The following is a 26841-nucleotide window of genomic DNA, read 5'->3' as shown; positions in this document are numbered from 1 at the left end:
TCAAGGGCGCCGCGTTCATCCAGGATGCCAGCGTTATCGTTGACGATCTTCGCGAGCAAGTTCGCTCCTACCGTTTTTGCTTCAGCTCCAGACGCCCTTGCTGCTCAACTTCTGTCGGTCATGTTTGCTATCAAACGCCTGCAACGGCCCCTTCGGTACAATCCCCGTCGGATTGATCGTCCGGTGGCTGGCATAGTAATGCCCCTTGATATGGGCAAAATCCACGGTCTCGGCCACGCCGGGCCATTGATACAGCTCGCGTAACCAATTCGACAGGTTTGGATAATCCGCAATCCGCCGCAGGTTGCATTTGAAGTGGCTGTAATACACCGCATCAAACCGGATCAGCGTCGTAAACAGGCGTACGTCAGCCTCGGTCAGGTATTCACCGGCCAGGTAGCGGTGCCCCCCCAAGTGCTGCTCCAGGTGATCCAGCTCGGCAAACACGTCATCAAAAGCACTTTCGTACGCCTGCTGTGAAGTGGCAAAGCCTGCGCGATACACGCCATTGTTTACGGCGGGATAGATCCGCTCGTTCCACGCGTCGATGCTCGGGCGCAGCGGTTCGGGGTAAAAGTCCAGGGTGTTGCCCGTCAGTTCATTGAACGCGCTGTTGAACATGCGGATGATCTCCGCCGATTCATTACTGACGATGCGACTGAGCTTCTTGTCCCACAGCACGGGCACAGTGACGCGCCCGGTGTAGTCGGTGGTGTCGGCGGTATAGCGCTGGTGCATGAAGGAAAAATCGTCGAGCTTGTCGCCAGTTGAGCCGTGGGCCTTGTCGAAGGTCCAGCCATTTTCCAGCATCAGCCAACTGACCACTGAAACGTCGATCAGGCTTTCCAGGCCCTTGAGTTTGCGCAGGATCAGGGTGCGGTGCGCCCACGGGCAGGCGAGGGAGACATACAAGTGGTAGCGGCCGGCTTCGGCCTTGAAGCCGCCATCACCGCTGGGGCCCGGTTGGCCGTCGGTGCTGACCCAGTGCCGGCGTTGCGCCTGTTCCCGTTGGAAGGCGCCATCTGCGCTACTTTCGTACCACTGGTCATGCCAGCGTCCTTCAATCAGTAAACCCATGACTGACTCCTTGGCTAATAAGCGTTGGTGTGCAGTCTAATCGTCTGAGTTCGAAGAAATAGCGCAAAGGCTCGGGGTTAATGATCGATTAAATCGATTTGTCCCGCGCATCCCAATACTGCTGGGCCAGTTCAAAAGCCTGTTCCCGTGGGTGCCCAAGGCCGCGCAGGGCCAGGGCCATGGTGGCGATCAGTGCCAACTGCGGGTAGCTATCCTGCACCTCGCCGCGCCACAGGGCTTTCAAATGCTCAGGTTCTAGGCTGGCCGGCTTGACGTGGCGCTGAGCCGAGAGGGCTGGCCACTCTTCATCCCAGCTTGCGCCGCCGGTGGTGCCATATAAATGGCTGGTGGTATCGGGGTTGATCTCGATCTCGCCGCCATCGCCCTTGATCACAATCGTGTTGTCGCCCAGCAAGCCACTGGCATCACGGTGTACGCCCTGGTAGCCGGGGTGGAAGATACTTTGCAGGCCGCAGCGTGCGCCCAGCGGGTTGAGGATGCGTGCCAGGGAATGGATAGGTGAACGCAGGCCGAGGATGTTGCGCAGGTCAATCATGCGTTGCAGTTGTGGCGCCCAGTCGCCCAGCGGCATAAACGCCAGGTTGCCTTGCACAAAGGCTGTCTCGACCTGCTGCCAGTTGCGGCACAGTGGAATCTGCAATTCACCCAGCAATTGTTCGGTGTACAGCCGGCCGGCCGTGTGGGCGCCGCCGCCGTGCATGAAGATTCGCACACCGTTCTGCGCCAGACACTTGGCGGCCAGCAGGTACCATGGCAGGTGGCGCTTTTTCCCCGCGTAGGTAGGCCAATCGATATCTACGTTCAGTGCTGGCGCGTTGAGGCGCTCACGCAGGGCTTCGGTGAAGCCGGCGAGCTCTTCCGGGCTTTCTTCCTTGTGGCGCAACAGCATCAGGAATGCGCCGAGCTGGGAGTCTTCGACCTTGTCGTCGAGCAGCATGCCCATGGCTTCCCGCGCTTCTTCGCGCGTCAGGCTGCGGGCACCACGCTTGCCTTTGCCGAGGATGCGTACAAACGGCGCAAAGGGATGTTCGGCGGGAGTTTCGGTGATCAACGGGGCAAAGTCGGTCATAAGCAATTCGTCGGCCTGGGCAGGCCCGCCAGCTTGGCGGCAAGTTTGGCGGGAGTGCCTTTGAACAGTCGGTTGAGGTGCAGGCTGTTGCCCTTTTCCGGGCCCAGCTTCAAGGCGGTGTACTTGATCAGCGGGCGGGTGGCCGGTGATAACTGGAACTCCTGGTAAAAGCCCCTGAGCAGCTCAAGGATTTCCCAGTGCTCGTCGGTCAACTCCAGTTCTTCGGCGCTTGCCAGGGCACTGGCCACTTCGACAGACCAGGCGTTCAGGTCAACCAGGTAACCGTCCTTGTCCAGTTCAAGGGTGCGCGCGCCTACGGTCAGGGTGTTCATAGCCAAGTGTTGACCTTGTCATGGTCGATCGACAACTGCACAAAACCCGGGTAGTCGACACTTTTGGCCCAATCCGGCAACGACAGGCCACGGGCCTGGGCATCCTCAGCCAGCACGAAGACATCCAGGGCCTTGGCTTGCAAGGCCTGGAAAGGCGCGCTGCCGGCTTGCAGGGCATAGGTTGCATCACCGCACAGCAGGACTGCATCCTGCGCGCCACACAGGCGTAGGCAACTGCCCAGGCGGCTGTCGGTAAAAGGGGAGTGGGACAACACATGCAAGGTCGACATCAGAGGGTCATCACCTGATCGTAACGGTCAATCATCTGGGAAATCTGTTCGCTGCTCAGTGGCTGCGCGTTATCAGGGGGGCTCAGCCCACGTTCGGCCAGGCTGTGGCTGCAGGCGAATACCTCATCGATACCAAACAGCGAGAGTGCCTGCAGGTTGGCAGTCACGTCCTTCTGCTGCAAGGCCTTGGCATCCTGCGCGGTTGCCAGTTGAAACACGCCGTCATCGAGAAACAGCAGCCCAATCGGCAAGTCGAATGCACCACCGGCCAGCACCACATCCAGCGCTTCTCGCGCACTGGGCCCGGACCACGGTGCCTGGCGGCTGATTACCAACAAGGATCTGGACATTTCATGGCCCTCCAAAGCAGATCAGGCGGTCGGCGTCCTGGATTGCATCGTGCAACTGCCCAAGGCCCGACAGCGCCCAGGGCGCATCGATATTGACCGCGCTACGTTGATAGCGTGAGGCTTCCTCGTTATTCAACACCCCACGACGCAATGCTGCGGCAATGCACACCACACCATCAAGCTGATGCTCGCTGACGAAGGCGCGCCACTGTTGAGCGATATCCTGCTCATCCTGCGGTGTTACCACCGAGTTGGATGCGCTGTAGACCCCATCCTGATAGAAAAACAGCCGCACAACCTCATGCCCACCGGCCAGCGCAGCCTGGGCAAACTGCAGGGCACGGCGCGAGGAGGGCGCATGGGCGGCGGAAAAAAGCGCAATCGCGAACTTCATGGAACACTCTGTAGGCAAACCTGCGCCAATGATAAAGCCGCAGGCAACAAAAAGCCCGCCGAAGCGGGCTTTTTGATGAGGCTGGGATCAGTCGTCGCGGCTCATGATGCCGAAGATCTGCAACAGGCTGACAAACAGGTTGTAGATCGATACATACAGGCTGATGGTCGCCATGATGTAGTTACGCTCGCCGCCATGGATGATGGCGCTGGTCTGGAACAGAATGCAGACCGAGGAAAACAGCACAAAACCGGCGCTGATCGCCAACTGCAGGCCGCTGATCTGGAAGAACATGCTCGCCAGCACCGCCGCCAGCAACACGAAGAAGCCAGCCGTGATGAAGCCGCCGAGGAAGCTCATGTCCTTACGGGTGATCAGTACATAGGCCGACAGGCCACCAAACACCAGTGCCGTCATGGCAAACGCCGAGCTGACCACTTCCGCGCCGCCCTGCATACCCAGGTAACGGTTAAGGATCGGGCCCAGCAGGAACCCCATGAAACCGGTCAGGGCAAACGCCGACACCAGGCCCCAGGCCGAGTCGCGCAGCTTGTTGGTGAGGAAAAACAGGCCGTAGAAGCCGATCAATACCACAAAGATGTTCGGGTAGCCGACCCGCATCTGTTGCGCCACATACGCCATCACGCCGCTAAATGCGAGGGTGAGGGCGAGCAGGCCGTATGTATTGCGCAGGACGCGGCTAACCTCTAGCTGCTCAGCCTGCACGTTGCTATTAACTGCGTAATCCTGTTCGCGCATGGCGACACTCCTTCAGTTTTGAAACGTTCAGTCGCAAAGATCATAACAGACGCTCTGTAACAAGCTATGCAGAGAGTTTGACAGTGTGTTTCATTCGGGTATTATGGCGCCCGCTGAGACAGGATGGGCTACTATAATCCTGTGTTGCACAAGGGAAATTGGCAGAGTGGTTGAATGCACCGGTCTTGAAAACCGGCGAACGTTAATAGCGTTCCCAGGGTTCGAATCCCTGGTTTCCCGCCAATATTCATACGAAAGCCCCGCGATTGCGGGGCTTTTGTGTTTCTGGCGTTCGGTAATAGGACAAGGTTTTAAACTAACAGTTTCCGCATCGTTTGCGGCGCTTTCCGCAACTACTGTCAGATTCTCTATCAACGGGTCGGCTTTACGATCTCACCAACACGTCTATAAACCGTCTCGGTTATCCGCTTATCCGTATGCCCAAGTAGGCGACTGGCATCGCCCAGGTCCAATATTTCACTGGCTGCTTTTGGCCGGATGTCGCAGAACTGGAACTGCCGGATGCTCGCCGCAAGCACGCCGTCTCCCGTCTCGTTAGCAATGGCAATTGCCTTGTTCCTGGCATCGTCAAAACGTAGGCGTAGCATCGGCTTGGTCACCTGTCGGCCATCTTCAGTGATTATTAGGTATGGAGTCCGCACTCCACGCGAGCGCCGCTGCTCTATCAGTCGCTCGACCAGTGTGCCGAGGTCATTGTTAATTATGTCGATGATCTGCTGTTTTTTTCATTCGGCTCTTGCAACCGGTCACTGCCTCTCAGGTCGGTGTGTGAGGCGCGCTGCAGTTCCTGGGTGGTGTCGATAATGAAGCTACGTAGCCAGCGGTTGTGCGGATCGTCGTTGTGCTCCACATCCCAGACCATGAACACGCGAAAGGCCGGGACGAAAATCGGTACAGGGCTGACGGTCAAACGCGCAATCCGCGCATAGGATAGTGCTGCAAACGTGGGCAAGGTAGCGATCACATCGCTGTGCACCAGGGTCGCCAGGGCGCCACTGAAGTGGGTGAACGATGCCGATACCCGACGGGCGACACCTTCGCTTTCCAGCAGATCGTCAACGAACCCCCGGCGCCCGTCGAAGGAAATCCGCACATGTTCGTGCATGAGGTATTCATCGCGGGTGAGCGGGTTTTTTAGGTTTAGCCTGGGTCCGTCGTAGAGGCATGAGTAGGACGAAGAAAACAGTACCTGTGAGCTGTAATGCGAAGTCAGTTCCTTGGGTTCGGAGCACAGGACCAGGTCGATATCCGGGTCGGCCAACGAGCTTTTCCACAGCGAACTGTTGCCCTGGTGAAAGGCAAATTTCACCGAAAGCCCGCGTGCTTTTGCTTCGTTGACCAGCCGTGGCGATACATAGCTTTCGATGTCATCCGACAGCGCAATGTTGAACACCCGCGTGGACGATTCGGCGGAAAACTGCGGGCGTTTGTCGACGATGGAGGCCACGGCGGTGAGGGCCTCAGTGACTTTCGGCGCAATCTCCAGCGCCCGTCGGGTTGGCATCATGCCGGTGCTGGTACGGATGAACAACTCGTCGTGAAACTGTTCGCGCAGGCGCTTGAGCGAAGAGCTGACCGCCCCTTGCGTGACATGCAGCACCGCTGCTGCACGGGTCACGCTGCGCTCGTTCATCAGGCACTGAAAAACGATGAGCAGGTTGAGGTCGATCCTGCTGATATTAGCAACGCTAATTATGGTCATCTATTGTATTCGTTTGTTTAATTTGACTCGACATTCTTATTCTCGGCCCTACGCAAACACAACAATAATCAGGTGGCCGGGGATGCAAGATTCAATAGTGCAATCGCAACAGGGTGAGCGCGCGGTCTCATCAAACGACGCAGCAGAGCTGCGCAAACGGGCCATTGCCGTCGGCATTGGCAACTTCATGGAATGGTTCGACTTTGCCATCTACGGCTACTTCGCCGCGGTGATCGGGCAACTGTTCTTTCCTTCCACCGCGCCCGGCGTTTCGCTGCTGTCGTCGTTGGCGGTGTTTGCCGTAGGCTTCCTGTCACGGCCCTTGGGCGCTGTGGTACTGGGCCCGATTGGCGACAAGCTGGGGCGGCGCGCCGTGCTGATCATCACTGTGTTCGGCATGGGCCTGGCCACCACCCTGATCGGACTGTTGCCCGGCTACGCCGCCATCGGTATCGCTGCACCGATCCTATTGGTTGCTCTGCGTTTTCTGCAGGGCATGATGGTGGGTGGAGAGTGGTCCAGCGCCGGCATCTACATTGTCGAAAGCGCCCCCGCCAACCGCCGGGCAACCGCAGCCAGCGTGATCACCGGCACCGCAGGCGCGGCATTCCTGTGTGGTACGGCCATCGCCGCCATCATCACCGCGACCCTGTCGGACGCAGACCTCATGGCCTGGGGCTGGCGCGTACCGTTTGTAGCCTCGATCATCATGGCCGGTGTGGCCATGTACATTCGCCGCAAACTGGGTGACACCCCGGTCTACGAGGCGCTGCAACACAAGCGTGCCACCGGTGCCGTGGAGCAGGTGTCGCGTGGGGCCAAGCAGCGAGCTTTCGTGGTCTCGTTTGCCTTCTCCGCCCTGTTCGGTGTGTCGCTGTACTACTTCATCACCTACGCCAACACCCACCTGACCCAGACCGTGGGCCTGAGCAAATCGACTGCGTTGGTGCTGTGCAGCCTGGCCCTGGTGCTCTACACCCTGTTCAACCCGCTGGTAGGTCGCCTGAGCGATCGCTTCGGCCGTCGTCCGTTTGTACTGACTGCCGCCGCCGGCCTGACCCTGTTGGCGTACCCGGTGTTCCTGTTGATGAATACCGGCAGCTTCGCCGCGATTCTGCTGGGGCTGGTGATCATGGCGGCGCTGGTGGCAATCACCGCAGTGATGGATGTGGTGCTGCTGGTTGAAGTGTTCCCGGCCTCGATCCGTTCGACCGGGGCAGCTGTTGGCCACAACGTCGCCTTGGCGCTGCTGGCAGGCCCCGGACCGTTCATTGCCGTGGCACTGATCCAGGCCACTCATAACCCGAACATTCCTGCAGCCTACCTGGCAGCGGTGTCGCTGATCTGCTTCATCGTGCTCTGGTTCCTCCTCCCGGAAACCAAAGACCGCGATATCACCCACGGTTAATGCCGATCCACACATTCATCAAGGGAAGACTCATGATCAAGGTTGCTGTTGTTCAAGCTTCATCCATTCCGTTCGAGCCGCAACTGAGTGCTGAAAAGGCCGTCGGGTTGATTCGTGACGCCGCAGAGCGTGGTAGTGAACTTGCCGTATTCCCCGAGGCGTTTCTCGGTGGTTACCCCAAAGGTGCAGCGTTTGGCACCGTCGTCGGCAGCCGTAATGATATCGGCCGCGCGCAGTACTTGCGGTATGTGCAAGGCGCCGTCAGCCTCGACGGTCCGGAGCTGGCCAAGATCTGTGAAGTGGTCAATGAAACCGGCGTCCATGTCGTCATGGGCATCATCGAACGCCTGGGCCGGACCCTGTACTGCACCGCCGTGACTCTGGCGCCGGGCAAGGGCGTTGCAGGCTATCACCGTAAGCTCATGCCGACCGGGCAGGAACGCATCATCTGGGGTTTCGGCGACGGCTCAAGCATCGCCCCGGTAGACACCCCGTTCGGCCGAATCGGCACGGTCATCTGCTGGGAAAACTACATGCCGGCATTGCGCCAGGCGATGTATGCCCAGGGTACTGAAATCTACTGTGCGCCGACTGCCGATGACCGTCCCACCTGGGCTGCGTCCATGGTCCATATCGCACTGGAAGGGCGGGTGCCGGTGCTCTCCGCTTGCCAGGCGATCACCCTCGGCGAGTACCCGGCAGCCTACCGGGAAGACTTCAGCCTGGAGGCCGCAGAAGGGGACTACATCATGCACGGCGGCAGCATGATCGTCAGTGCTACCGGTCAGGTGCTGGCCGGGCCGGTGTTTGATCAGGAGACGATTCTGTATGCCGAGATCGATTTGACTGTGGGGCAGGCCAGTAACCTCGACTTCGACGTGTGCGGGCATTACGCCCGGCCGGATGTGTTCACCCTGAAGGTCAATACGGCGGCGATGAAACCGGTGGTGTTTGACGGAGACTGACACCCCCTGTTGTAGGCGTCAGCCTTGCTGGCGATACCCGGCAAAGCCGGGCCAGGGGCACTACATACTTGACGAACGCCCGGCGACTGGGCATCTCCAGCTGTCCACCAACCATACCGAAGTCAGTCTGGATGATCGCTTTCTGTGCGGCATCCAGGTGAGGGTCGGGCTGTTGCGTGCAAATGAGGGGTTGGTGTTCGGTCGGCAGGACGCCGGGGCGATTCACCGTGCAGGTCTGGGATGATTAAGATGTTCTCCATAGGTATGACTTGGGTCATGCCCCGATTTTGGCAGTCTGCTAGCGTGTTCAGCCGCTGACACGCTCAGGGAGGATCAGGTTCAGCCTACAACCATATTGATGACTGGAGCATTCACGGTGAAGAGCTGGCACTGCATAATTGGTATCTTGGTGGTTACTACACTAACGTTGCTGATTGAAATACCTATTGATACTTGGCTTACATCGGCAACTCTCAGCCTGATACTTGGAACTTGCGCATTGGTCTTTATGGCTGCTTCCTGCCTGCTGGCCAGTCGCTGGGGTGTAATTGAGAATCTATTCGGTGGCCTAGACCGGGTCTATGAGTCGCACAAGTGGCTAGGCATCTGGGCTCTCGTATTTGCCACTTATCACTTTGTGTTCAAGGCAAATCTGGATGTTTGGAACAGCGTGCCTATCCTGGAGCTATCAAAATACTGGACACGACTAGTGCGCCAGTTGAGCTATGTAGCTTTAGGCTTCATCGTACTACTTGCGCTGAACCGCAATATTCCTTACAGCGTATGGCGGTGGTGGCACAAGCTCTCCGGACCATTGTTTCTTGTCGTGATCTTGCATTGGCTTAGCTTCAAATCACCGATCACTTTGTTCAGCCCCTCAGGTATCTGGTTGGCGCTGTCCTGTGGGTTGGGTGTGTCAGCGGCCCTCTACAAACTGATTTTTTATCCATTTCTCGCACGTGCTGGCGAGTACAAGGTGACAGCAGTCAATAGAGGAAGCAGGGCACTGCATTTGACGCTGGAACCAACCCATAATGGGTTTAACTTCAGCGCCGGGCAGTTTGCTTTTCTGGCAATGCGGCAAAAAGGTTTACGTGAGCCTCACCCTTTCACGATAGCGAGTGCTGGCGGTCCAAATGGGCAGGTTGAGTTCATAATCAGAGGGCTTGGGGATTACACCAAAAAGCTGTGCGAGTGCGCGAAAGCCGGAATGCTGGCCACTATCTATGCCCCTTATGGGCGATTTAAACGGGTTTCTCAGGCCGAGCGGGAAATCTGGATCGGCGCCGGTGTGGGGATTTCACCCTTCATTTCCTGGTTGCAAGATCCGAATGGCAAAGACTTCAAAAAGGCAACCCTGGTCTATTGCTTCACCCCCTCACGCGTGTTTCCTCCTTCCGAGGAGTTGGAACGCATGACCGCAATGCGTGGCGTGCAATTTGTTCGTAATACAGGTGGTACTGAGCAGTTGGCTGAAACCTTGCGTGAGGCAGCAGCTCAAACCGAGCCGCACAAGATTCAAGTAAGTTTTTGCGGTCCAAAAGGCCTACTCGCCAAGGTGTATGAGCTTATGGAAATCAATCGGATTCCGAAGGCTAATCTTCAATTCGAACTTTTCGAGTTCCGTTGATTCGGCAGGATGCCTAATGCAGCTCACGCTACTTGGCTTTTGCAATCGTCCACCAGTGCTAGAGTCCCGCCAAACGAAAGAGGGAACGACATGCGGACTTTGATGGCGGCGGTAATGATGTTTGAAGCCAAATCACCGCTTCCGTCTTCGCTCACGCGCATCTTGCGGTGATGTAGCTCCAGCATCGTGTCCGCACCCTATTTGTTCCTCAAGTTGCCCGTGGCATAAGAGGTCCCTTAAAAACGCCTACTTGTAATACATATCCACCACCACTGCGGCGTCGAATACACCAGGGATCGGCTGCGTGCGCCATTTCAGGTCCGCGCGAAATTCATTGTGGCTCTGACCTTGCCCCATCAATGCCTGCAGCGTGAACCAGTCGTTGAAAGGCAGTGGCTGTTGGCTATCGACACGAGATAGCGAGATTCCCACTGACTTGTTGTTATCCGGCACCAGCAACCCATTGATCACACCGCCACCGCCTGGTGTGGTGGCGAAGCGCGCACTGACGGTATAAGGCGTGTCGCAGCCTTTGCGCAGGTTCAAGCTGAAGTTCGCGCTGCTGGCGACTTCTCCAATCGATGCTTTATGCGACGGATTGGGGAAATTGACCACACTGGGGCTGATGGTCAGATCGGGGGCGCACGGCACGAAGCGGATATCGTTCATGCCGGTGACCACATAGTTGAGGTTACTGTTGGGGCGGGGGTTGAGCCCGCCCTTGCCGTCCAGTTGGAATATACGGTACGAGGCCAACTGACTGGCCTGGCCGTTTGGCGGCGTGGTGCCATATTTCTCGATGAACACGCTGAAATTGAGGGTGAAGCGTGCCTTGTCCCAGCCTTGACAGTTGGCCCAGTTGCAACCGTGGTCGGAAAAGAATCCGGTAGCGACCGCCCCGGTGCTTTGGGTGATCAACTGGTTGTTATAGCGGATTCCCAAGCGGATACCCGTACCGATGTTGGCTTTGGCTGGATTGACGTAGAAATACACGCCTTCGCGGCCGGCTTCGTAGTCTTGCTTGCAGAGAATCTGGACGGAGCGTGGGCCGGACTCCCAGATGATAGTGCCGTCGGGTGCATCGGCTGAGATCGCCAGCGCCGTGCCCAGCGCTTCTTGAGTGATAGCCGAGTTGGTTCCGTCTTCAACACAGGCCAAGGCGTGGCTGGTAGCAGGCAATACCGCGCCGGCCCACAACAGTAGTGGCAGAAAACGTTTGGTCAGTGGCATAGGTGAAAATACTCCGTGATCGATCACTTGACTACCGCGCTGTGGTGGGACTGCAAGCCGATATCGTTGATTTCGGTGAAGTGGAGGGTGGCGCCTTTCGGCAAGGTGCCTTGGGCGCTTAGGGTTTTGCTCTCATAGGGTTTGAGCAGCAGATAATCGCTGAGGGCGTAGCCGGCGGTTTGCAGGTTCATCAGCGAAAGGTGGAATGCGCTGGGGTTGCTGACCGTTAGGGTGCGTCCGTCGTCGCTGCGCCAGACCAACTGCTGCACCGCTTCGGCCAAGTCACCCTTGAGCATGGGCGGTCGATAAAACAGCTTGAGTCGTTGGCGTATCGCAAACTGCACGCTGTTGGGACCTTCCGGCATGAGTGGGATTTCCATGACGTTGAGCCAGAACAGCGATTCGCGATCTATGGGCAAGCCTTCACCGGCATACAGGATGCGCAGTCGGTGATGCTCCCCGGCAGCCAGTTGCACTAGCGGTTCGGTGACGGCAAAGGGAACATCGCCGTCTGCGGCTTCGTCCTCGCTGGTGATCCAGGTTTGCACCAGCATTTTCTGTGGTGCCTGGTTGACCACGCCGATGCTGACCTCCCGGTCATGACCGAAGTAGATCAGGCGTGTGCCTTGGATTTTCAGTGCGGCGTGGGTTGACGGTGCGAGGGCCAGCAGTGCACAGGCGATCAGTAAGATTCTGAGGAGGGGCGGTAAGGATATTATCGTACGGGTAGGCGCGACCTTAGTGGCTGCTGGCTGCTGGCTGCTGGCTGCTGGCTGCTGGCTGCTGGCTGCTATTTTACTTAACTCTTTGAAATTAGTCAAGTTTTTGTCCGGTATCTGACTCGTAAGCAGCACACTTTAGTGGCCACTTTGCGTCGTGAACATAAGGTGTTTCTGAGTTTTCTTGCGGTGGATGCCATCACTCATTGGGCAAATGCCGGTAACGCCAGGCAGAAACGGGCCAATCGCCTTTAATCTGAATGCTGCGTAAATCATAAGTTAGTGATAATGCTGGCTTAATTCAGATACGGTGATATCGCATGAATCAGAGCCTACGGCAGGCTGCTTTGAACCTGCATTCAATTGTAAGAGCCATTTTCAGCGACTACACTCCGGCCCATGAAACGCTATCTACGGTTTTGCCTCATCTTCTTTATCAGCTTGGCGCTTCCCCTCAGCGGGATGGCGGGTGTTCAGGCACCAACAGAACCTTGCCCAATGAAGACGATGGGCATGGCGATGATGGACGACATGGGGATGGACTGCTGCAACGATATGAAAAGCCCTTCCGAGCACGGTAAGCCTTGCAAGCCGGGCCAGGAATGCAAGACGGGCGGGATACTGCAAGTCTCGGTCTTCAAGCCTCCCGTAACGTTGTTCAGCCCAGTAGCAATTTCCTTTTTCAGCGATTCCCTACCTATACAGACCCTATCCGGGGTATGGCGACCGCCCCGCGTTTGATTCCTGTCCCACATTGAGCCTCATTCTGCATTAGCGGGATGGACTAGCTGTGCGCATGTCTTTTGACGCGTGCAGTGGATGATTACAGGAATCGTAAACATGAACTCCAAGTGCAATTGCACAGGCTGGTCTCTCGTGGCCGGCCTAGCGGCAAGCGTGTTGGCATTGCCGAGTTTCGCTGCCGCATTGACGCTCGATGAAGCGTTGCGGCTGGCAGAAAACAATGCGCCGTCGCTGACCGCACAAGACGCAAAAATTCAGGCTGCCAGCAGTGCAGCCATCCCTGCTGGTGAATTACCTGATCCCAAGCTCCTGGTGGGCGTGCAGAACTACCCCATCGGCGGCCCGGATCGTTGGCGTATCGACCAGGACTTCATGACCATGCAGATGGTCGGGATCAGGCAGGAGGTGCCCAATAGCGACAAGCGCAAAGCGCGTATCGAAGTCGCCGATGCAGCTATTGATCGTGCCTCTGCGCAACGTCGAGTCGAACGTCTGAAGGTGCGCCAGTCCACGGCGTTGGCCTGGATCAGCAGCTACTCGGTTGAGCGCAAGGATGTGCTGTTCCAGGACTTCTACAAAGAAAACCGCCTGCTGAGCGATACCGTCCGGGCCCAAATTGCCGGTGGCCGCGCTCAACCCGCCGATGCGGTGACACCCAAGCAAGAAGCCGCTCAACTGGCGGAGCAACAGGACGATCTGACTCTCCAGAGAGCACAGGCGCGAGCAGCCCTCAAACGCTGGATTGGCTCCGCCGCCAACGACAAGCCCGTGGGGCGTATGCCTGAATGGCCCGTAGATACCTCAGGCTACTCCCATAAGTTGCAACACCACCCCGAGTTGGCAGCGTTTGCACCGATGACCCGCGAGGCGCAGGCCAAAGTTCGTGAAGCCGAAGCGCAAAAGCAGTCGGACTGGAGTTGGGAGCTTGATTATCAGCATCGTGACCGTCAGTTCGGCGACATGGTCAGCGTTCAACTTTCCTGGGATCTACCGCTATTTCCCGACTCTCGCCAAAACCCCAGGATTGCAGCCAAGCAGGCTGAACTCAACCAGTTGGAGGCCGAGCGCGAAGCGCTGTCACGCGAGCATACCCAGCAACTGGAAAATGAACTGGCTGACTATGAGCGTCTGAATCGCGCCGTGCGCAGAAATCAGGACAGCCTGTTGCCTCTGGCCAAGGAAAAGGTCGAACTCAGCATGGCCAGTTACCGTGCAGGCAAGGGCGATTTAAATGCGGTGATTGCCGCCCGACGTGAACTCATTGAAGCCCGTCTTAAACAGATCGACGTGGAAGAGCAGCGAGCACTGACCAGTGCGCGTCTGTATTTTGCGTATGGGGAGTCCAGCCAATGATCCTTAAAAAATGGAGCGGGGCATTGCTGGTAGGCGTCTCGCTGGCATTCGGTGTTGCCGGTGGTTACTGGTTCGCACATCAACGCGTGAACGGAGTACCTGGTGCCAGCTCGGAGCAGAGTCCCAGCTCCCCGGAGGAGCGCAAGGCTCTGTATTGGTACGATCCCATGTACCCGCAGCAAAAGTTCGATAAGCCGGGTAAATCCCCTTTCATGGACATGCAACTGGTTCCTCAGTACGCCGGGGGCGCAGGAGATCGTGCGACTGTCAGTATCGATCCGAGCCTGACTCAGAATCTCGGTCTGCGTTTTGCGACAGTCACCCGTGGAATCTTTAATTCCAGTCTCGACGTCACAGGAGTCTTGGGATTCAACGAGCGTGATGTCGCTGTGATTCAGGCCCGCACCACTGGTTTTGTGGAGCGGGTCTATGCCCATGCCCCCGGCGATGTACTCAAAGCCAACGCGGCGTTGGCGGATATCCTGGTGCCTGAGTGGGCGGCCGCCCAGACAGAGTTCCTTGCCCTGAAGCGCAACGGTGATGCTGGCTTGTTGGCTGCCGCCCGCCAACGACTGCAGCTCACAGGGATGCCGGCAACACTGATCACTCAGTTAGAGCGTGGCGGTAAGGTTCAGCCCTGCCTGACGCTCACCAGCCCTATTGGCGGCGTGCTGCAAGAGTTGAATGTCCGTTCGGGTATGACCGTGGCGACTGGCGACACTCTGGCGCGCGTCAATGGCTTGAGCAGTGTCTGGCTAGCCGTGGCCGTTCCAGAATCGGATTCCGGAGCTATCACCGTGGGGCAGGCGGTCGAAGCGCGACTGCCGGCCTTCCCAGGAACAACACTCAGTGGCAAGGTCAGCGCGATTTTGCCCGAGACCAATCCGGACAGCCGCACACTTCGGGTACGTGTCGAGTTACCCAATCCGGGCGAGCGCCTCAGGCCGGGTTTGACGGTGCAGGTACGCCTGAATCGTTCGACCGAGCAAAGTGTATTGTGGGTGCCGAGTGAGGCGGTGATTCGCACTGGCCGGCGAGCCCTGGTGATGCTCGCCGAAGACGCTGGTCGCTACCGTCCAGTGGAGGTGCACCTGGGGCAGGAAAGCGATGGCAAAACGGCGATAGTGAAAGGTCTGGAAGCAGGTCAGAAGGTGGTTACGTCTGGCCAGTTCCTGCTCGACTCGGAGGCCAGTCTCAAGGGCATTGTTGCTCGCACGGAGGAAGAGTCGCCACCCAGTGAAACAGCCTCCAGCTCTCATGAGGCGGATGGGCAGATCGTTGAGATCGACGACAAAGACGTCACGCTCGCCCATGGCCCTTTCAAGACGCTGGGTATGCCTGGCATGACGATGACTTTCCCACTCGCTAGTCCGGCGCTGATGCAGGGCCTCAAAGCGGGTGACAAGGTTCGAATCGCGTTGAGCCAGACCGACGATGGCTTGCGTGTTGAGCGCCTGGATAAATCGGGGAGCCAGCCATGATTGCTGCCCTGATTCGTTGGTCAGTGGCCAACCGATTCCTAGTGCTACTGGCGACACTGTTTGTCACCGCTTGGGGCGTCTGGTCGGTGCAAAGCACGCCCATTGATGCGTTGCCAGACCTCTCCGATGTGCAGGTGATTATCCGCACCCCTTATGCAGGACAAGCGCCGCAGATCGTCGAGAACCAGGTCACCTATCCGTTGGCCACCACCATGCTCTCGGTGCCGGGGGCCAAGACCGTGCGTGGTTATTCCTTCTTTGGCGATAGTTTTGTCTACGTGCTGTTCGAAGACGGCACTGACTTGTATTGGGCTCGCTCGCGGGTGTTGGAGTACCTGAGTCAGATACAAAGCCGCTTGCCGGCCAATGCCAAGCCGGCGTTGGGGCCAGATGCGACGGGGGTGGGTTGGATCTATCAGTACGCACTGGTGGATCGCAGTGGCGGGCATGATTTGGCACAGCTTCGCGCTCTTCAGGACTGGTTCCTCAAGTTTGAACTCAAGACCCTGCCGAACGTTGCGGAAGTGGCCACCGTGGGTGGCATGGTCAAGCAGTATCAAGTGCAGCTCGATCCGCTGAAGTTGGCCAGCTTCGGTATCACTCAGGCTGAGGTGACCGACGCCATCGGCAAGGCCAATCAGGAAACCGGTGGTGCCGTGCTGGAGATGGCGGAGACCGAGTTCATCGTGCGCGCCTCGGGCTATCTGAAGACGCTAAATGACTTCCGGGCGATCCCGCTTAAGTTGGGTGCGGGTGGTGTACCAGTGACCCTTGGCGATGTCGCAACGATCCAGTTGGGGCCGGAAATGCGGCGGGGCATTACCGAACTTGACGGCGAAGGCGAGACCGTCGGTGGCGTGGTGATTTTGCGCAGTGGCAAGAATGCTCGCGAGACCATTGCGGCGGTCAAGGCCAAGCTCGACGAACTGAAAAGCAGCCTGCCGTCCGGGGTGGAAATCGTTACCACCTACGACCGCAGCAAGCTGATCGACCGCGCTGTTGAAAACCTCAGCCACAAGCTGATCGAAGAGTTCATTGTCGTCGCGTTGGTCTGTGGAATCTTCCTCTGGCACCTGCGCTCATCCCTGGTGGCGATCATCTCGCTGCCTGTTGGTGTGTTGATTGCCTTTATCGTCATGCGCTACCAAGGCATCAACGCCAACATCATGTCCTTGGGCGGGATTGCCATTGCCATTGGCGCCATGGTCGATGCCGCTGTGGTGATGATCGAGAACGCTCACAAGAAAATTGAGGCATGGCACGCGGCCAATCCGGGGGAAGAACTGAAGGGCGAACGTCATTGGCATGTAATGACCGAAGCGGCGGCAGAGGTAGGCCCCGCGCTGTTCTTCTGTTTGTTGATCATCACCCTGTCGTTCATTCCGGTGTTCACGCTGGAAGCTCAGGAGGGACGGTTGTTCGGCCCTTTGGCTTTCACCAAGACCTACGCCATGGCGGCAGCGGCGGGATTGTCAGTGACCTTGGTGCCAGTGCTGATGGGCTACTGGATTCGAGGACGCATTCCCAGTGAACATCAGAACCCGTTGAACCGGTGGTTGATTCGGATCTATCAGCCAGCCCTGGACGCAGTCTTGTGTCGACCAAAGATCACGCTGCTGGTGGCACTATTGGTTGTTGTCAGTACGCTATGGCCAATGTCGCGCTTGGGTGGCGAGTTTCTCCCCCCGTTGGATGAGGGTGACCTGCTCTATATGCCTTCAGCTCTGCCGGGATTGTCGGCGCAGAAAGCGGCACAACTGCTGCAACAGACTGACCGTCTGATCAAGACCGTGCCTGAAGTTGAACACGTCTTCGGTAAAGCGGGGCGCGCTGAAACCGCCACCGACCCTGCACCGCTGGAGATGTTCGAAACCACCATTCAATTCAAGCCGCACGAGCAATGGCGTCCAGGCATGACCCAGGAAAAGTTGGTGGAAGAGCTGGATCGAGTGGTACGAGTTCCTGGGCTGACGAATATCTGGATACCCCCGATTCGCAACCGTATCGACATGCTGGCTACGGGTATCAAGAGTCCAATTGGGGTGAAAGTTGCCGGCACCAACCTGACGGAGATCGATGCTGTGACTCAGGCGGTCGAGCGGGTGGCCAAGGATGTGCCAGGTGTCAGTTCGGCTCTGGCTGAACGACTGACCGGTGGCCGCTATATCGACGTGGATATCGACCGCAAGGCCGCCGCCCGCTACGGGCTGAATATCGCCGATGTGCAGTCCATTGTGGCCGGCGCTATCGGCGGTGAAAACGTCGGGGAGACCATTGAAGGGCTTGCACGCTTCCCGATCAACGTCCGTTACCCCCGTGAGTGGCGGGACTCGCTCGGCGCCCTGGCGCAGTTGCCAATCTACACCCCGCTAGGCAGCCAAATCACACTTGGCACGGTGGCGAAGATCAAGGTCAGCGACGGGCCGCCGATGCTCAAGAGCGAAAACGCAAGGCCTTCAGGCTGGGTGTATATCGACGTGCGGGGACGGGACATTGCCTCGGTTGTCGCCGACCTGCGTCGGGTCATCAATGAACAGGTCAAGCTGCAGCCAGGCATGAGCCTGAGCTACTCAGGACAGTTCGAGTTTCTCGAAAGGGCCAACGCACGCCTCAAACTGGTAGTACCTGCCACGCTGTTGATCATCTTCGTTCTGCTCTACCTGACTTTCGCCCGCTTCGATGAGGCGCTATTGATCATGGCCACTCTGCCATTTGCACTGAGCGGTGGAGCATGGTTCCTCTATCTCTTGGGGTTCAACCTGTCGGTCGCCACCGGAGTCGGCTTTATCGCCTTGGCTGGGGTTTCTGCCGAGTTCGGCGTGATCATGCTGCTCTACCTGAAGAACGCTTGGGCCGAACGTGAAGACGTCGGTGACAGCACTGAGCGCGGATTGATTGCGGCGATTCGTGAAGGTGCTGTGCAGCGAGTTCGACCTAAGGCCATGACCGTGGCCGTCATTATTGCGGGCTTGTTACCCATCTTGTTGGGCAGTGGGACTGGTAGCGAAGTGATGAGCCGCATTGCCGCGCCCATGGTTGGCGGCATGGTCACAGCGCCCTTGCTTTCACTTTTTGTGATTCCGGCAGCCTATCGCTTGATGCGTCGCCGGCACCTCTCAGTCGAACCCACCAAACCTGAAGGTAGCAGAGCCACGACTGTGTCTATTAAAAAATAAATACCTGTGGTGGAAGTGTCCGGCACGCTTTGTTGTACCAGAGGGTGCTGGATCAGATTAATGGACGGTGGGCAAGGGGAGGGAATCGCTGTTTAAAATTACGGTGGGCAGCCAGCGTACTCTAAAACAGATCCTCATGAAGACTGCACTGTCCATCAATCGAAACTGGAAGATGGCCCACAAAAAATATATCGTGCCTCTTATTACTGAGAGGTTAAGCCATGGACTTCAACGCCGTCCGCATGTTCGTCAGCGTAGCGCAGACCGGCAGCCTGTCAGCTGCCGCCGAGCGCCTGGATATTCCATTGCCGACCTTGAGCCGGCGTATTCGCGAGCTTGAACAGCAACTGAAAGTGCAACTGCTCGAACGCTCTGTACGAGGCACCAGGCTCACCGATTCGGGGATGCGGTTGTACGAACATGCCAGTCGCGGCATTGAAGCGTTGGCCGAGGGCGAACAGGCGGTGATCAGTGATCAGGCGCTGCTCAAAGGCCGCCTTCGGTTGTCATTGCCACCTTCGTTTGAGCCCTGGTGGGATGTCTTGTCGGCGTTCCAGCGCCGCTATCCACAGGTCCAGGTCAGCGTCCATACCACCGAGCGGCGTATCGACTTGATCGAGGATGGTGTCGATGTGGCGTTGCGGGTCGGCATGATTGCCCACGAGACCATGGTTGCCCGCCGCCTGCTGAACTATCGCCACTGGTTGGTGGCCAGTCCGACGCTGATTGAAAGGCTGGGTATGCCTGCCAGTGTCGAGGCTTTGCACGGTTATCCCTGTGGCACCTGGAGTCAGGGAACCTGGCAGTTGGGAAGCGTGCTATTCAAGCCGCAGGCCATGTTGACCACGAATGACTATGCGCATTTGCGCAGCCGGGCGTTGGCCGGTGATCTGGTGACGGAGCTCCCGCCTTTTCTAGCCGGGCCCGCCATCCGCGAAGGGAAGCTGCTGGTGCTGCTACCTGAGCATCCACTGCCGGAGCAGCAGATTAACCTGATCTACCCATCACACCGTCATCCGTCGGCTATCGTGCGGGCGTATTTGGATTTTGCGCAGGGGTACGTGGAATATTTGGCGAGCGCGTCGTCAATGACCATTTTGGCTCCAGCCAGTTATTAAATCCGTCGACTATTCGCCGGGAAGCTATCAATGCGTTATTTACTTGGATGTCTGGTTTTGCTGGTGAAAGCCGTTGCGGTCGCTGGCGACCGTGCTGTGACTTCGGGTTCACATCTCCAGGGTAGGAATGGTCACCTGGCCACATTTGATCAGTTGGCCAGCAGTCACTTGAAGTCCATTATTTGGTTTGGCGGCATACCCGGCAAGAAAGCCGATGGCTACCAAGGCGATACAGAGCAGGGATCTTCGGATAATCATCGGGAGTTCGCTGAGTCATTGGTATGAAAACATGCAGCACTGAGTCCCGATTGTGAAAAAGGTTCCTGGTGTGCGTTGCGCGCCAGCACCCTGATCAGTCGTTTGTCTGCTGCTGAGGCGCGATAAACATTTCCCCTGCGTCTCTGCGACTCCACATATCCGCCACGTCTCCCATCGTCAAGGGCTCGCCACTCTTGATCCAGGCCATGAACGGTCGGTCGAACTTGAACGACTCCCCGCACTCGCTGACCAGAAACTGACGCACCTTTTGCGTATTTCGGTAGTGCTTATCCAATGGGGTGGTGCGGGTGATGGGGCCGGAGTGCCAGTCGAAGATCATTGCCATTCCTTTGGTGATTAAGATGTGAGCGGTATGAGCGGCGTAGCCCCCTGGCTACCGGGAAAGGCCACAGTTCATCACCACCATCCCGATATCGGCCTTGTCGGTACTGAACGGTATTTCTCCTCGCACCTCGAACCCGCAGCTTTCATAGAAACGCTGCGCACTGGCATTGGACTTCAGCACCTCCAGCCAGATAGAGCCTTGCTGACGGTTTTTTGCTGACTGAAAAATGAACTGCAAGAGCTGCTTCCCGTAGCCTCGGCCGGCCTGTGTTTTGAGGAAGTAGACTTTCTGAAGCTCAGCACCAACCTGTCCAGGCAAGGGCATGGGTTTGGACCAGTTGATCTTGGCAAAGCCTACGCCTTGGTTGTCTGCATCAAATGCCATAAGCCAGCAATGACAGGCAGGCGACTCGATTGATTGCTGGAGTTCGCGGATTGAGAAGTCTTTGTTCAGGAAGTCCTGCATGCCCGCAGCGCTCCAGATGTCAGAGAAATGCTCTCGATAGGTCGCCATGCCGAGGTTCCGAAGTAGGGGGATGTCTTCTATGGTTGCTTCTCTAATACCGATCACTGTTTTGCTCCCTGTCTGAATTATCGGATGCGGCTGCTACTCGATTGCTCCTTTGGGTCAGAACCGGCTTTCAGTTTCTCGATACTCACCTGATAGGTCCCACCCGTCGCCAGCGTTACGCTGACCCAAAGTGGTGGGTCAGTTTGTTTGTAATCCGCCCGACGTTGATTGGGCGGTGATCATCGTCGTCGTTTCAGGCAATGCTTAGTGGTTGATAACAGAAAGGTAATCTTCAAGCTACCTTGGTGAAAGGGTCGGTTCGTTAATCTCAAGTCTGGAAAGTTTGCTGTAGTGACTTGAGAGATGAACCCTATGAACCTGTTAAAACTAAGTATTGCTGCATTGATGTTGTCATTGTCCACGGCCGCGCTCGCCACGGGAGGTGGTGACCGTGTGTTTGACCAGATGATGAGCGATAACCAGAAAGCCATGGCCGCTTATGCGGCAAAAAAAGGTAAGGACGAGCCCCAGGTCCAGGGCTATCGCTACGGGATGAAGCTGGACATCGCCAAGGTGGTCAACATAACGCCACCGATCCGTTCCTGTGACATCGTGCCATCGCGCATGACCTACGAGGACTCGGGCGGCAAGCTCAATACCATCGAATATAAAGTCATGGGACAGTGCCGTAATAATGGCCGCTGAAAGGTTGCCCTATGACTGCACCGCCACCGTTGATTGACCGTGAGCTGGCGCAACGTTTTCTGACATGCGTACGTTGTGCCAGTTTTCGCCAGGCCGCCAGAAGTCTGAATATCCGCGCCGCAGTGTTGCGCAAGCAAATGATCCACCTGGAAAGCCATCTGGGTAGCCCGCTGTTTGTGTATCAGGACAGCGCCCTGCGCCTGACCCTCAAGGGGCAGCGTCTGCAAGCGGCACTGGTGGCGCGTTTTGGCGATGTCCAGCCACAGGCGAGCGTCTTGCCTCAACCGTTGTTGCGCCTGGCCGTGGAAGATTCCCTCATGCACGATCTGCTGGCGCGTGAGGTGTTGGATTTCATGCGCAAGCACCCGGCAATGCAGTTGGAAGTCATCCCGTTGACGGGCGAGCCGACGCGTCAGGCCGATATCATGGTGTGGCTGGCGGATCCTGGTCGCCCGCGGCCTTCCCCTGGGTTTGCCATGACCACGCCGCAACGGCTGGCACGCATTGATTACAGCCCGCATATTGCCAAGCGCTACTGTCGCGGTAACCGTTTGCCGGCGCAAATCGCAGACCTGTCTGACTTTATGTTGGTACAAGGTCGTACGAATGCTCCGGTTGCGGCTTTTGAGCCCTGGAACCGCCTGGTCAAACAACGCCAGAGGGCGGTAGCCCAGGTGCATTCCCAGGCGTGGGTGCGGGAGTGGATCAGGCACAGTGCCTGTGTCGGCTTGTTGCCAAACTACATCACCCATCTGGACAAGACGCTGCTGGGCCTGACGCCATTGTTCAGCGAGCGCATGGAGCGTTTGGCGTGGCTGTCCACTGCGCCCTTGACGGCCGAGCAACCTCATGTGCAAGCGTTGGTGGCGCTGATTCACAAAGCCTTTGACGAGCGCAGTGATTGGTTTGAAAGAGTGGTCAGCTAGCCCCCTTGAGGTGGAGGAGTGTCATCTGAGTCAGCAGCAACTTTAATCATTCTGAAATATTTGGCGAGATCCCTTGAAAAGTTGCTGGGCCCTTTGTTTATAAGGCTTGCGTCGTGATTCAAGAGCGAAAGTCGTCACCGTCACAAAAGTGTCTTTTAAATAAACCAAAACCGTCATCTGCTCTTTGGAAGCTCCCCGTCGCCAAGTTGTACTTAACGATAACGAGGGGAAGTTGATGTCGATTAGCGATTCGAAATACGTTGGATTCACTCAGTTGAGCCTGGCCGTCATGGGCGGCATATTGGCCATGTCGGTTCAGGCTGGCACGGTGACCACCGATGGTGCTGATATCGTGCTGAAAACCAAGGGCGGCCTCGAAGTTGCCACTGCCGACAAAGAGTTCAGCTTCAAGTTGGGCGGGCGTATCCAGGCTGATTACGCCAGGTTCAATGACTACTACACCCGTAACGGCAACTCGGCAGACGCCGCCTATTTTCGTCGGGCCTACCTGGAGTTTGGTGGTACGGCCTACAAGGACTGGAAGTATCAGATCAACTACGACCTGTCCCGTAACGTGGGCAATGACAGCACAGGCTACTTCGACGAAGGCAGTGTGACCTACACCGGGTTCAATCCACTGAACCTGAAAGTCGGTCGTTTCTACACGGATTTCGGCCTGGAGAAAGCCACCAGTTCCAAGTGGGTCACGGCCCTGGAGCGCAACCTTTCCTACGACGTGGCGGAGTGGATCAACGACAACTCCGGCATGGGCGTACAGGCCACCGGCGTCGTAGGGAGCATGGCCTACTTGTCCGGCAGCGTATTCAGCGAAAACAACAACGACACCGACGGTGACAGCGTCAAGCGCTACAACCTGCGTGGTGTGTTTGCGCCGCTGCATGAGTCCGGCAATGTGCTGCACGTGGGGCTGCAATACGCCTACCGTGACCTCAAGGATGCAGCCATCGACACCCGTATCCGTTCACGCATGGGCATGCGCGGCGTCGAGACCAATGGCGGTAACAGCGCCGGCACCAACGGTACCCGCTCGGTATTTGGCGGCAGCGCTGCCCAGCAGGGCTTGTGGCAGGACGATTCGGTGTGGGGCCTGGAAGGCGCCTGGGCGCTGGATGCGTTCTCGGTACAGGGCGAATACCTGCGCCGGACCCTCAAGGCCGATGCCGCACGCAGTGACATCAAGGCCAGCGGTTATTACGCACAGATGGCCTACACCCTGACCGGCGAGCCACGCATCTATAAACTCGATGGCGCCAAGTTCGACTCGATCAAGCCGCAGAACAAACAGATCGGCGCCTGGGAGGTGTTCTACCGCTACGACGCGTTCACTGTCGAGGACGACAATGTGGTGGTCAGCACCAACGTGCGCCAGGTCGGCGACAGCGAGGGCAAGGCACACACCCTGGGAGTCAACTGGTACGCCAACGAAGCCGTCAAGGTCAGTGCCAACTACGTCAAGGCCCGCACGGATAACGTCAGCAACACCGTGGGCGATGACACGGGCGATGGCATCGTGATGCGCTTGCAATACGTGTTCTAGAACACGCAGGAAAGTGGGGTGCCGATGGGGCAGTGTTGATGCCCATCGGTGCCGCTCTGGCAGTATTTCATCGAGAAGGGTTCTCGGTCGCTACGTTGCTCATGTCCAGAGTCATCCCTCCCTTTCTCACCACACAGTTAACGGTCTTTGCCATCACGCTGTTCGTGCTGTCGCTGGGGCGCCGTTGCCCAAGAACCAAAGGCCCTGGTGCTTGATCTGATTCGCCGAGCTTTTAGTCCCAATCCTATTTGCTTCTTTTTTGGCACTGATAAGCTTTTTTCCTGGATACAGTCTCGGGAAAATTTTGTCATGATCTTAAATGCCGCCGTGCCCAACGAGTTCAACGCCTTGCGCGTCATCACGTTGGCAACCGACGCTACCTGCGCAAGTCGGCTCTCCGGCGCCTTGAGTGCTATGGGTATTACGCCTCTGGCCAATGTTGAATCCTTGAGCGCAGTGCAGGCCTGGCTGGATGAAAGCCAGGTCGATGTCATTGTCTGCGAAATTCGGCTTGGCAGTGACGCCGGGTTGATGCTGCCCAGCCTGCTCAAGGGGCGGTATGACGCCGGCACTCTGATGCAGTTGCCGAGTATTTTCTGGACGGGTGAAACCACCCTGAATGCTCGGGCGCAAGCGGTCGACGGGGCCTGTGTACCGCCTCGACAGGCTAGCACCAATCAATTCTGGATCAGGCACATTGGCGGGGTGGCGGTGAGTGCGCTGGAGTCCCATGCCCGGCTGGCCCGCACCGCGGGTATTCTGGTGGAGATCCTGCGTGACGGTACGCCTCTGGAGCTGGGTGATGCCTTGCGAGCCGTGATGCTGACCCGCGCAGAAGCCGACCCCCAGTTGAACGTGGCCACCTTCGACGCCCTGGCCGAGGATGAAGTGATCAATGCCCTGACCACAGGAGAGGGGCTACGCTTTGTGTTCCAGCCACAGTTCGAACTGTTGAGTCGGCGTGTGGTGGGCGCCGAGGCGTTGGTGCGCTGGAAGCATCCGCAGTTTGGTGAAATACCGCCGTCAGTGCTGATGCCCCTGGTCAACCGGCTGGGCTTGGACCTGTTGCTGTTCAGTCTGGTTGAAATGTGGACCATCCGGGTCATGCTGGCCCTCAAGCGTGAACGCATCTGGATTCCCATTGCGGTCAATGCGTCGGCGAAAACCATTTGCACCCCGCACTTCGCTGACAGTATGGCGGCGCGTATGCGGCAGGCCGACCTGCCAACCCGGCTGCTGAAAATCGAACTCACCGAGGATGTGCCTGAGCCGGACGAACTCTTGCTGTCGGCTTCGCTGACGGCCATTCGCACCAAGGGTTTCCAGGTGTCCCTGGATGACTTTGGTACCGGGGCGGCCACCTTGAATCTGTTGGCAAACCTGTCGTTCGATGAGATGAAAATCGACGGCTCGTTCGTGCGGGCTGTCGAGCAGCATGCCTCGTCACGCAAGGTGATCGCAGGCATCGTCAATTGGGCGGGCTTGCTCAATTTGAACCTGGTGGCCGAGGGCATCGAGGATGAGTCCACCATCCCGTTGCTGCACCGCTTGGGATGTCGCGTCGGCCAGGGGTATGCCCTGGCTCGGCCAATGGAAATCGATGCGTTCCTGGGTTTCGTGATCGAGCAGGGAAAACCCCAGTAACGCGCCTCCGCTCGCCTTCAGTCCTAAGACTGATGGTGTTTTTAGGAGTGCTCCGATGTCCATTTCTGCGTTATTGCCTTAAATTCCCATCATCGAATTTTTTATCGCGGGCTACAGGGATTAGTGCCTCTTTGCGTCGGGTACTTATTGCTTGCTGTAATTGGCTTGAAAAAAACGACTGTTCATCGGGCAACTTTAAAGTTTGTCTGTGGGCACTTCTTTGCGTAAACGAAAGTTCGCCCGTTACTCTTTTAGTGTGCGATTGCTCAGTTGCACGGATGTAATTGATGTTGTAGGTCCGTCAGCCATGACGGCAACTTACCAATGATGAATGGGTGTTATTCATCTTTTTGCTCGTTATACAGAGTGTCCTGTGATCTATGAAACGCTTACAAATTGCTTTGCTGGATGATCATGCAATCGTGCGACATGGTTTGGTCAATCGGCTGGTGCAGGAGCCTGACTTTGAAGTGGTCGGCGTCTATTCCCGCACGCGTGACCTGCTGGCAGGGCTGGCGAAAGATCCGGCGCAGGTCCTGTTGCTGGACTACGTGCTTGGGCCGAATGAGTTGGACGGAGTTTTACTGATTCGCGCACTGCGGGTGAAGTTTCCACAATGCCGCATTCTGGTGTTCTCCACGCACCATGATGCCGCCACCGTGATCCTGGCCCTGCGTGTCGGCGCCCGGGGCTTTCTCGGGAAGGGCGAAGATATGACCCAGTTGATCGATGCAGTACGGCTGGTGGCTTCGGGGGCGGTGTACCTGAGTCCGGACATGGCTTATCGGGTGGCCGAAGCCACAGCCAGCCCGTGTGACGGAGACGCCAGGAGCCGCGAGGACGCACTGCGTTTTGTCAGCTTGTCTGCCCGTGAGCAGGAAGTGATCCGCTGTTACCTGACGGGCATGACCATCACCGAAATTGCCGAGAAATTCAATCGCAGCATCAAGACCATCAGCTCGCAAAAAGCCTCGGCATTTCGCAAGTTGGGTGTGATGTCGAACAACGAGTTGTTCAAGATCAAACACATTATTGAAGGTGTGTGAACCAGTTGG

General features: G+C 57.3%; 26 protein-coding genes, 1 tRNA gene and 2 pseudogenes. 15 read left to right on the top strand and 14 right to left on the bottom strand.

Translation table 11 applies throughout. From position 1 onward, the window contains the following. Positions 1-81 precede the first annotated feature (81 nt). From H097_RS03420 to H097_RS03390, 7 genes are all read right to left on the bottom strand, one after another. Complete coding sequence (locus tag H097_RS03420) at positions 82-1077, bottom strand: glutathione S-transferase family protein (RefSeq protein WP_032857347.1); 996 nt, start codon at positions 1075-1077, stop codon at positions 82-84. Between the two features lie 88 nt (positions 1078-1165). Then, positions 1166-2167, bottom strand: coding sequence for a glycosyl transferase family protein (locus H097_RS03415; protein WP_032857345.1), 1002 nt, complete (start codon positions 2165-2167; stop codon positions 1166-1168). Continuing rightward, positions 2164-2499, bottom strand: a complete 336-nt coding sequence (locus H097_RS03410) for a TusE/DsrC/DsvC family sulfur relay protein (RefSeq protein WP_032857343.1) — start codon at positions 2497-2499, stop codon at positions 2164-2166. Before H097_RS03410 ends, H097_RS03415 begins: the two co-directional genes overlap by 4 nt. Then, positions 2496-2789, bottom strand: a complete 294-nt coding sequence (tusB, locus tag H097_RS03405) for a sulfurtransferase complex subunit TusB (RefSeq protein WP_032857342.1) — start codon at positions 2787-2789, stop codon at positions 2496-2498. The genes H097_RS03410 and tusB overlap by 4 nt, the downstream gene beginning before the upstream one ends. Continuing rightward, the gene (gene tusC / locus H097_RS03400; RefSeq protein ID WP_032857340.1) at positions 2789-3139 is read right to left on the bottom strand and encodes a sulfurtransferase complex subunit TusC; all 351 of its coding nucleotides are present in this window, start codon (positions 3137-3139) and stop codon (positions 2789-2791) included. The genes tusB and tusC overlap by 1 nt, the downstream gene beginning before the upstream one ends. A gap of 1 nt (position 3140) precedes the next feature. Then, the gene (gene tusD, locus H097_RS03395; protein WP_032857339.1) at positions 3141-3533 is read right to left on the bottom strand and encodes a sulfurtransferase complex subunit TusD; all 393 of its coding nucleotides are present in this window, start codon (positions 3531-3533) and stop codon (positions 3141-3143) included. Positions 3534-3620: 87 nt separating this feature from the next. After that, positions 3621-4292 (bottom strand): Bax inhibitor-1/YccA family protein, encoded by a 672-nt coding sequence (locus H097_RS03390; protein ID WP_029293588.1) that lies wholly within the window; start codon positions 4290-4292, stop codon positions 3621-3623. A gap of 152 nt (positions 4293-4444) precedes the next feature. Between H097_RS03390 and H097_RS03385 the strand changes: the two genes are divergently transcribed. Further along, positions 4445-4535 (top strand) — tRNA-Ser (locus H097_RS03385). Between the two features lie 128 nt (positions 4536-4663). On the opposite strand, the pseudogene H097_RS03380 reads toward H097_RS03385, so the two are convergent. Both H097_RS03380 and H097_RS03375 read right to left on the bottom strand, forming a co-directional pair. After that, a pseudogene (locus H097_RS03380) lies at positions 4664-5008 on the bottom strand (integrase); the annotation flags it as partial. Positions 5009-5013: 5 nt separating this feature from the next. Next, a complete protein-coding gene (locus H097_RS03375) occupies positions 5014-6015 on the bottom strand; it encodes a LysR family transcriptional regulator (protein WP_156356772.1) in 1002 nt (333 codons plus the stop codon). A gap of 82 nt (positions 6016-6097) precedes the next feature. Between H097_RS03375 and H097_RS03370 the strand changes: the two genes are divergently transcribed. Beyond that, a complete protein-coding gene (locus H097_RS03370; RefSeq protein ID WP_050593296.1) occupies positions 6098-7423 on the top strand; it encodes an MFS transporter in 1326 nt (441 codons plus the stop codon). Positions 7424-7455: 32 nt separating this feature from the next. Next, entirely contained in the window at positions 7456-8388 is a 933-nt protein-coding gene (locus H097_RS03365; RefSeq protein WP_032857336.1) for a carbon-nitrogen hydrolase family protein, read from the top strand. On the opposite strand, the pseudogene H097_RS28575 reads toward H097_RS03365, so the two are convergent. Next, positions 8345-8545: pseudogene (locus H097_RS28575) on the bottom strand (hypothetical protein); the annotation flags it as partial. The gene H097_RS03365 and the pseudogene H097_RS28575 overlap by 44 nt on opposite strands. Positions 8546-8764: 219 nt before the next feature. Here H097_RS28575 and H097_RS03360 point away from each other — a divergent pair. Continuing rightward, positions 8765-10018: a ferredoxin reductase family protein gene (locus tag H097_RS03360; protein WP_032857334.1), complete on the top strand. Its 1254-nt coding sequence runs from the start codon at positions 8765-8767 to the stop codon at positions 10016-10018. A gap of 246 nt (positions 10019-10264) precedes the next feature. Here the strand turns inward: H097_RS03360 and H097_RS03355 are convergent, their stop codons facing one another. Together H097_RS03355 and H097_RS03350 are read right to left on the bottom strand one after the other, a co-directional pair. Next, positions 10265-11248 (bottom strand): fimbrial protein, encoded by a 984-nt coding sequence (locus H097_RS03355; RefSeq protein ID WP_032857333.1) that lies wholly within the window; start codon positions 11246-11248, stop codon positions 10265-10267. A 23-nt stretch (positions 11249-11271) separates the two neighbouring features. After that, on the bottom strand, positions 11272-12069 hold the full coding sequence (locus H097_RS03350; RefSeq protein WP_241495418.1) for a molecular chaperone: 798 nt from the start codon (positions 12067-12069) through the stop codon (positions 11272-11274). 297 nt (positions 12070-12366) lie between these two features. Between H097_RS03350 and H097_RS28570 the strand changes: the two genes are divergently transcribed. From H097_RS28570 to H097_RS28100, 6 genes are all read left to right on the top strand, one after another. Continuing rightward, positions 12367-12708 (top strand): hypothetical protein, encoded by a 342-nt coding sequence (locus H097_RS28570; protein WP_032857330.1) that lies wholly within the window; start codon positions 12367-12369, stop codon positions 12706-12708. 99 nt (positions 12709-12807) lie between these two features. Next, positions 12808-14064 carry a TolC family protein gene (locus H097_RS03340; protein ID WP_032857329.1) on the top strand — a complete coding sequence of 419 codons (1257 nt, stop codon included), beginning with the start codon at positions 12808-12810 and terminating at the stop codon, positions 14062-14064. Continuing rightward, positions 14061-15545 (top strand): efflux RND transporter periplasmic adaptor subunit, encoded by a 1485-nt coding sequence (locus H097_RS03335; RefSeq protein ID WP_032857327.1) that lies wholly within the window; start codon positions 14061-14063, stop codon positions 15543-15545. Before H097_RS03340 ends, H097_RS03335 begins: the two co-directional genes overlap by 4 nt. Then, a complete protein-coding gene (locus tag H097_RS03330) occupies positions 15542-18721 on the top strand; it encodes an efflux RND transporter permease subunit (RefSeq protein WP_032857326.1) in 3180 nt (1059 codons plus the stop codon). Before H097_RS03335 ends, H097_RS03330 begins: the two co-directional genes overlap by 4 nt. A gap of 221 nt (positions 18722-18942) precedes the next feature. Beyond that, positions 18943-19839: a LysR family transcriptional regulator gene (locus H097_RS03325; protein ID WP_032857323.1), complete on the top strand. Its 897-nt coding sequence runs from the start codon at positions 18943-18945 to the stop codon at positions 19837-19839. A gap of 30 nt (positions 19840-19869) precedes the next feature. Further along, positions 19870-20124 carry a hypothetical protein gene (locus H097_RS28100; RefSeq protein ID WP_032857322.1) on the top strand — a complete coding sequence of 85 codons (255 nt, stop codon included), beginning with the start codon at positions 19870-19872 and terminating at the stop codon, positions 20122-20124. Between the two features lie 67 nt (positions 20125-20191). Here H097_RS28100 and H097_RS03315 read toward each other — a convergent pair whose 3' ends face one another. Together H097_RS03315 and H097_RS03310 are read right to left on the bottom strand one after the other, a co-directional pair. Beyond that, positions 20192-20437: a DUF6434 domain-containing protein gene (locus H097_RS03315; protein WP_050593295.1), complete on the bottom strand. Its 246-nt coding sequence runs from the start codon at positions 20435-20437 to the stop codon at positions 20192-20194. 54 nt (positions 20438-20491) lie between these two features. Beyond that, positions 20492-21013 carry an N-acetyltransferase gene (locus H097_RS03310; protein ID WP_032857320.1) on the bottom strand — a complete coding sequence of 174 codons (522 nt, stop codon included), beginning with the start codon at positions 21011-21013 and terminating at the stop codon, positions 20492-20494. A 312-nt stretch (positions 21014-21325) separates the two neighbouring features. Between H097_RS03310 and H097_RS03305 the strand changes: the two genes are divergently transcribed. The 5 genes from H097_RS03305 (at position 21326) to H097_RS03285 (ending at position 26832) form a co-directional block, all read left to right on the top strand. Next, the gene (locus tag H097_RS03305) at positions 21326-21658 is read left to right on the top strand and encodes a DUF2790 domain-containing protein (protein WP_032857318.1); all 333 of its coding nucleotides are present in this window, start codon (positions 21326-21328) and stop codon (positions 21656-21658) included. Between the two features lie 11 nt (positions 21659-21669). Continuing rightward, positions 21670-22584: a LysR family transcriptional regulator gene (locus tag H097_RS03300; RefSeq protein WP_032857316.1), complete on the top strand. Its 915-nt coding sequence runs from the start codon at positions 21670-21672 to the stop codon at positions 22582-22584. A gap of 235 nt (positions 22585-22819) precedes the next feature. Then, the gene (locus tag H097_RS03295) at positions 22820-24142 is read left to right on the top strand and encodes an OprO/OprP family phosphate-selective porin (RefSeq protein ID WP_032857314.1); all 1323 of its coding nucleotides are present in this window, start codon (positions 22820-22822) and stop codon (positions 24140-24142) included. A 309-nt stretch (positions 24143-24451) separates the two neighbouring features. After that, positions 24452-25786 (top strand): EAL domain-containing protein, encoded by a 1335-nt coding sequence (locus H097_RS03290; protein WP_032857312.1) that lies wholly within the window; start codon positions 24452-24454, stop codon positions 25784-25786. Between the two features lie 380 nt (positions 25787-26166). Beyond that, positions 26167-26832 carry a response regulator transcription factor gene (locus H097_RS03285; RefSeq protein ID WP_032857311.1) on the top strand — a complete coding sequence of 222 codons (666 nt, stop codon included), beginning with the start codon at positions 26167-26169 and terminating at the stop codon, positions 26830-26832. Positions 26833-26841: the final 9 nt, after the last annotated feature.

It is taken from the genome of Pseudomonas sp. FH4 (assembly GCF_000510915.2).
GTDB classification, from domain to species: Bacteria; Pseudomonadota; Gammaproteobacteria; order Pseudomonadales; family Pseudomonadaceae; genus Aquipseudomonas; species Aquipseudomonas brenneri.
This window is presented reverse-complemented; position numbering and strand designations above follow the sequence as displayed.

Excerpts from the sequence above, each read along its gene's own strand:
- H097_RS03420 (WP_032857347.1), bottom strand. The coding sequence starts at position 1,077 with ATGGGTTTACTGATTGAAGGACGCTGGCATGACCAGTGGTACGAAAGT.
- H097_RS03415 (WP_032857345.1), bottom strand. The coding sequence starts at position 2,167 with ATGACCGACTTTGCCCCGTTGATCACCGAAACTCCCGCCGAACATCCC.
- H097_RS03410 (WP_032857343.1), bottom strand. The coding sequence starts at position 2,499 with ATGAACACCCTGACCGTAGGCGCGCGCACCCTTGAACTGGACAAGGAC.
- tusB (WP_032857342.1), bottom strand. The coding sequence starts at position 2,789 with ATGTCGACCTTGCATGTGTTGTCCCACTCCCCTTTTACCGACAGCCGC.
- tusC (WP_032857340.1), bottom strand. The coding sequence starts at position 3,139 with ATGTCCAGATCCTTGTTGGTAATCAGCCGCCAGGCACCGTGGTCCGGG.
- tusD (WP_032857339.1), bottom strand. The coding sequence starts at position 3,533 with ATGAAGTTCGCGATTGCGCTTTTTTCCGCCGCCCATGCGCCCTCCTCG.
- H097_RS03390 (WP_029293588.1), bottom strand. The coding sequence starts at position 4,292 with ATGCGCGAACAGGATTACGCAGTTAATAGCAACGTGCAGGCTGAGCAG.
- H097_RS03375 (WP_156356772.1), bottom strand. The coding sequence starts at position 6,015 with ATGACCATAATTAGCGTTGCTAATATCAGCAGGATCGACCTCAACCTG.
- H097_RS03370 (WP_050593296.1), top strand. The coding sequence starts at position 6,098 with ATGCAAGATTCAATAGTGCAATCGCAACAGGGTGAGCGCGCGGTCTCA.
- H097_RS03365 (WP_032857336.1), top strand. The coding sequence starts at position 7,456 with ATGATCAAGGTTGCTGTTGTTCAAGCTTCATCCATTCCGTTCGAGCCG.
- H097_RS03355 (WP_032857333.1), bottom strand. The coding sequence starts at position 11,248 with ATGCCACTGACCAAACGTTTTCTGCCACTACTGTTGTGGGCCGGCGCG.
- H097_RS28570 (WP_032857330.1), top strand. The coding sequence starts at position 12,367 with ATGAAACGCTATCTACGGTTTTGCCTCATCTTCTTTATCAGCTTGGCG.
- H097_RS03340 (WP_032857329.1), top strand. The coding sequence starts at position 12,808 with ATGAACTCCAAGTGCAATTGCACAGGCTGGTCTCTCGTGGCCGGCCTA.
- H097_RS03335 (WP_032857327.1), top strand. The coding sequence starts at position 14,061 with ATGATCCTTAAAAAATGGAGCGGGGCATTGCTGGTAGGCGTCTCGCTG.
- H097_RS03330 (WP_032857326.1), top strand. The coding sequence starts at position 15,542 with ATGATTGCTGCCCTGATTCGTTGGTCAGTGGCCAACCGATTCCTAGTG.
- H097_RS03325 (WP_032857323.1), top strand. The coding sequence starts at position 18,943 with ATGGACTTCAACGCCGTCCGCATGTTCGTCAGCGTAGCGCAGACCGGC.
- H097_RS28100 (WP_032857322.1), top strand. The coding sequence starts at position 19,870 with ATGCGTTATTTACTTGGATGTCTGGTTTTGCTGGTGAAAGCCGTTGCG.
- H097_RS03315 (WP_050593295.1), bottom strand. The coding sequence starts at position 20,437 with ATGATCTTCGACTGGCACTCCGGCCCCATCACCCGCACCACCCCATTG.
- H097_RS03305 (WP_032857318.1), top strand. The coding sequence starts at position 21,326 with ATGAACCTGTTAAAACTAAGTATTGCTGCATTGATGTTGTCATTGTCC.
- H097_RS03300 (WP_032857316.1), top strand. The coding sequence starts at position 21,670 with ATGACTGCACCGCCACCGTTGATTGACCGTGAGCTGGCGCAACGTTTT.
- H097_RS03295 (WP_032857314.1), top strand. The coding sequence starts at position 22,820 with ATGTCGATTAGCGATTCGAAATACGTTGGATTCACTCAGTTGAGCCTG.
- H097_RS03290 (WP_032857312.1), top strand. The coding sequence starts at position 24,452 with ATGATCTTAAATGCCGCCGTGCCCAACGAGTTCAACGCCTTGCGCGTC.
- H097_RS03285 (WP_032857311.1), top strand. The coding sequence starts at position 26,167 with ATGAAACGCTTACAAATTGCTTTGCTGGATGATCATGCAATCGTGCGA.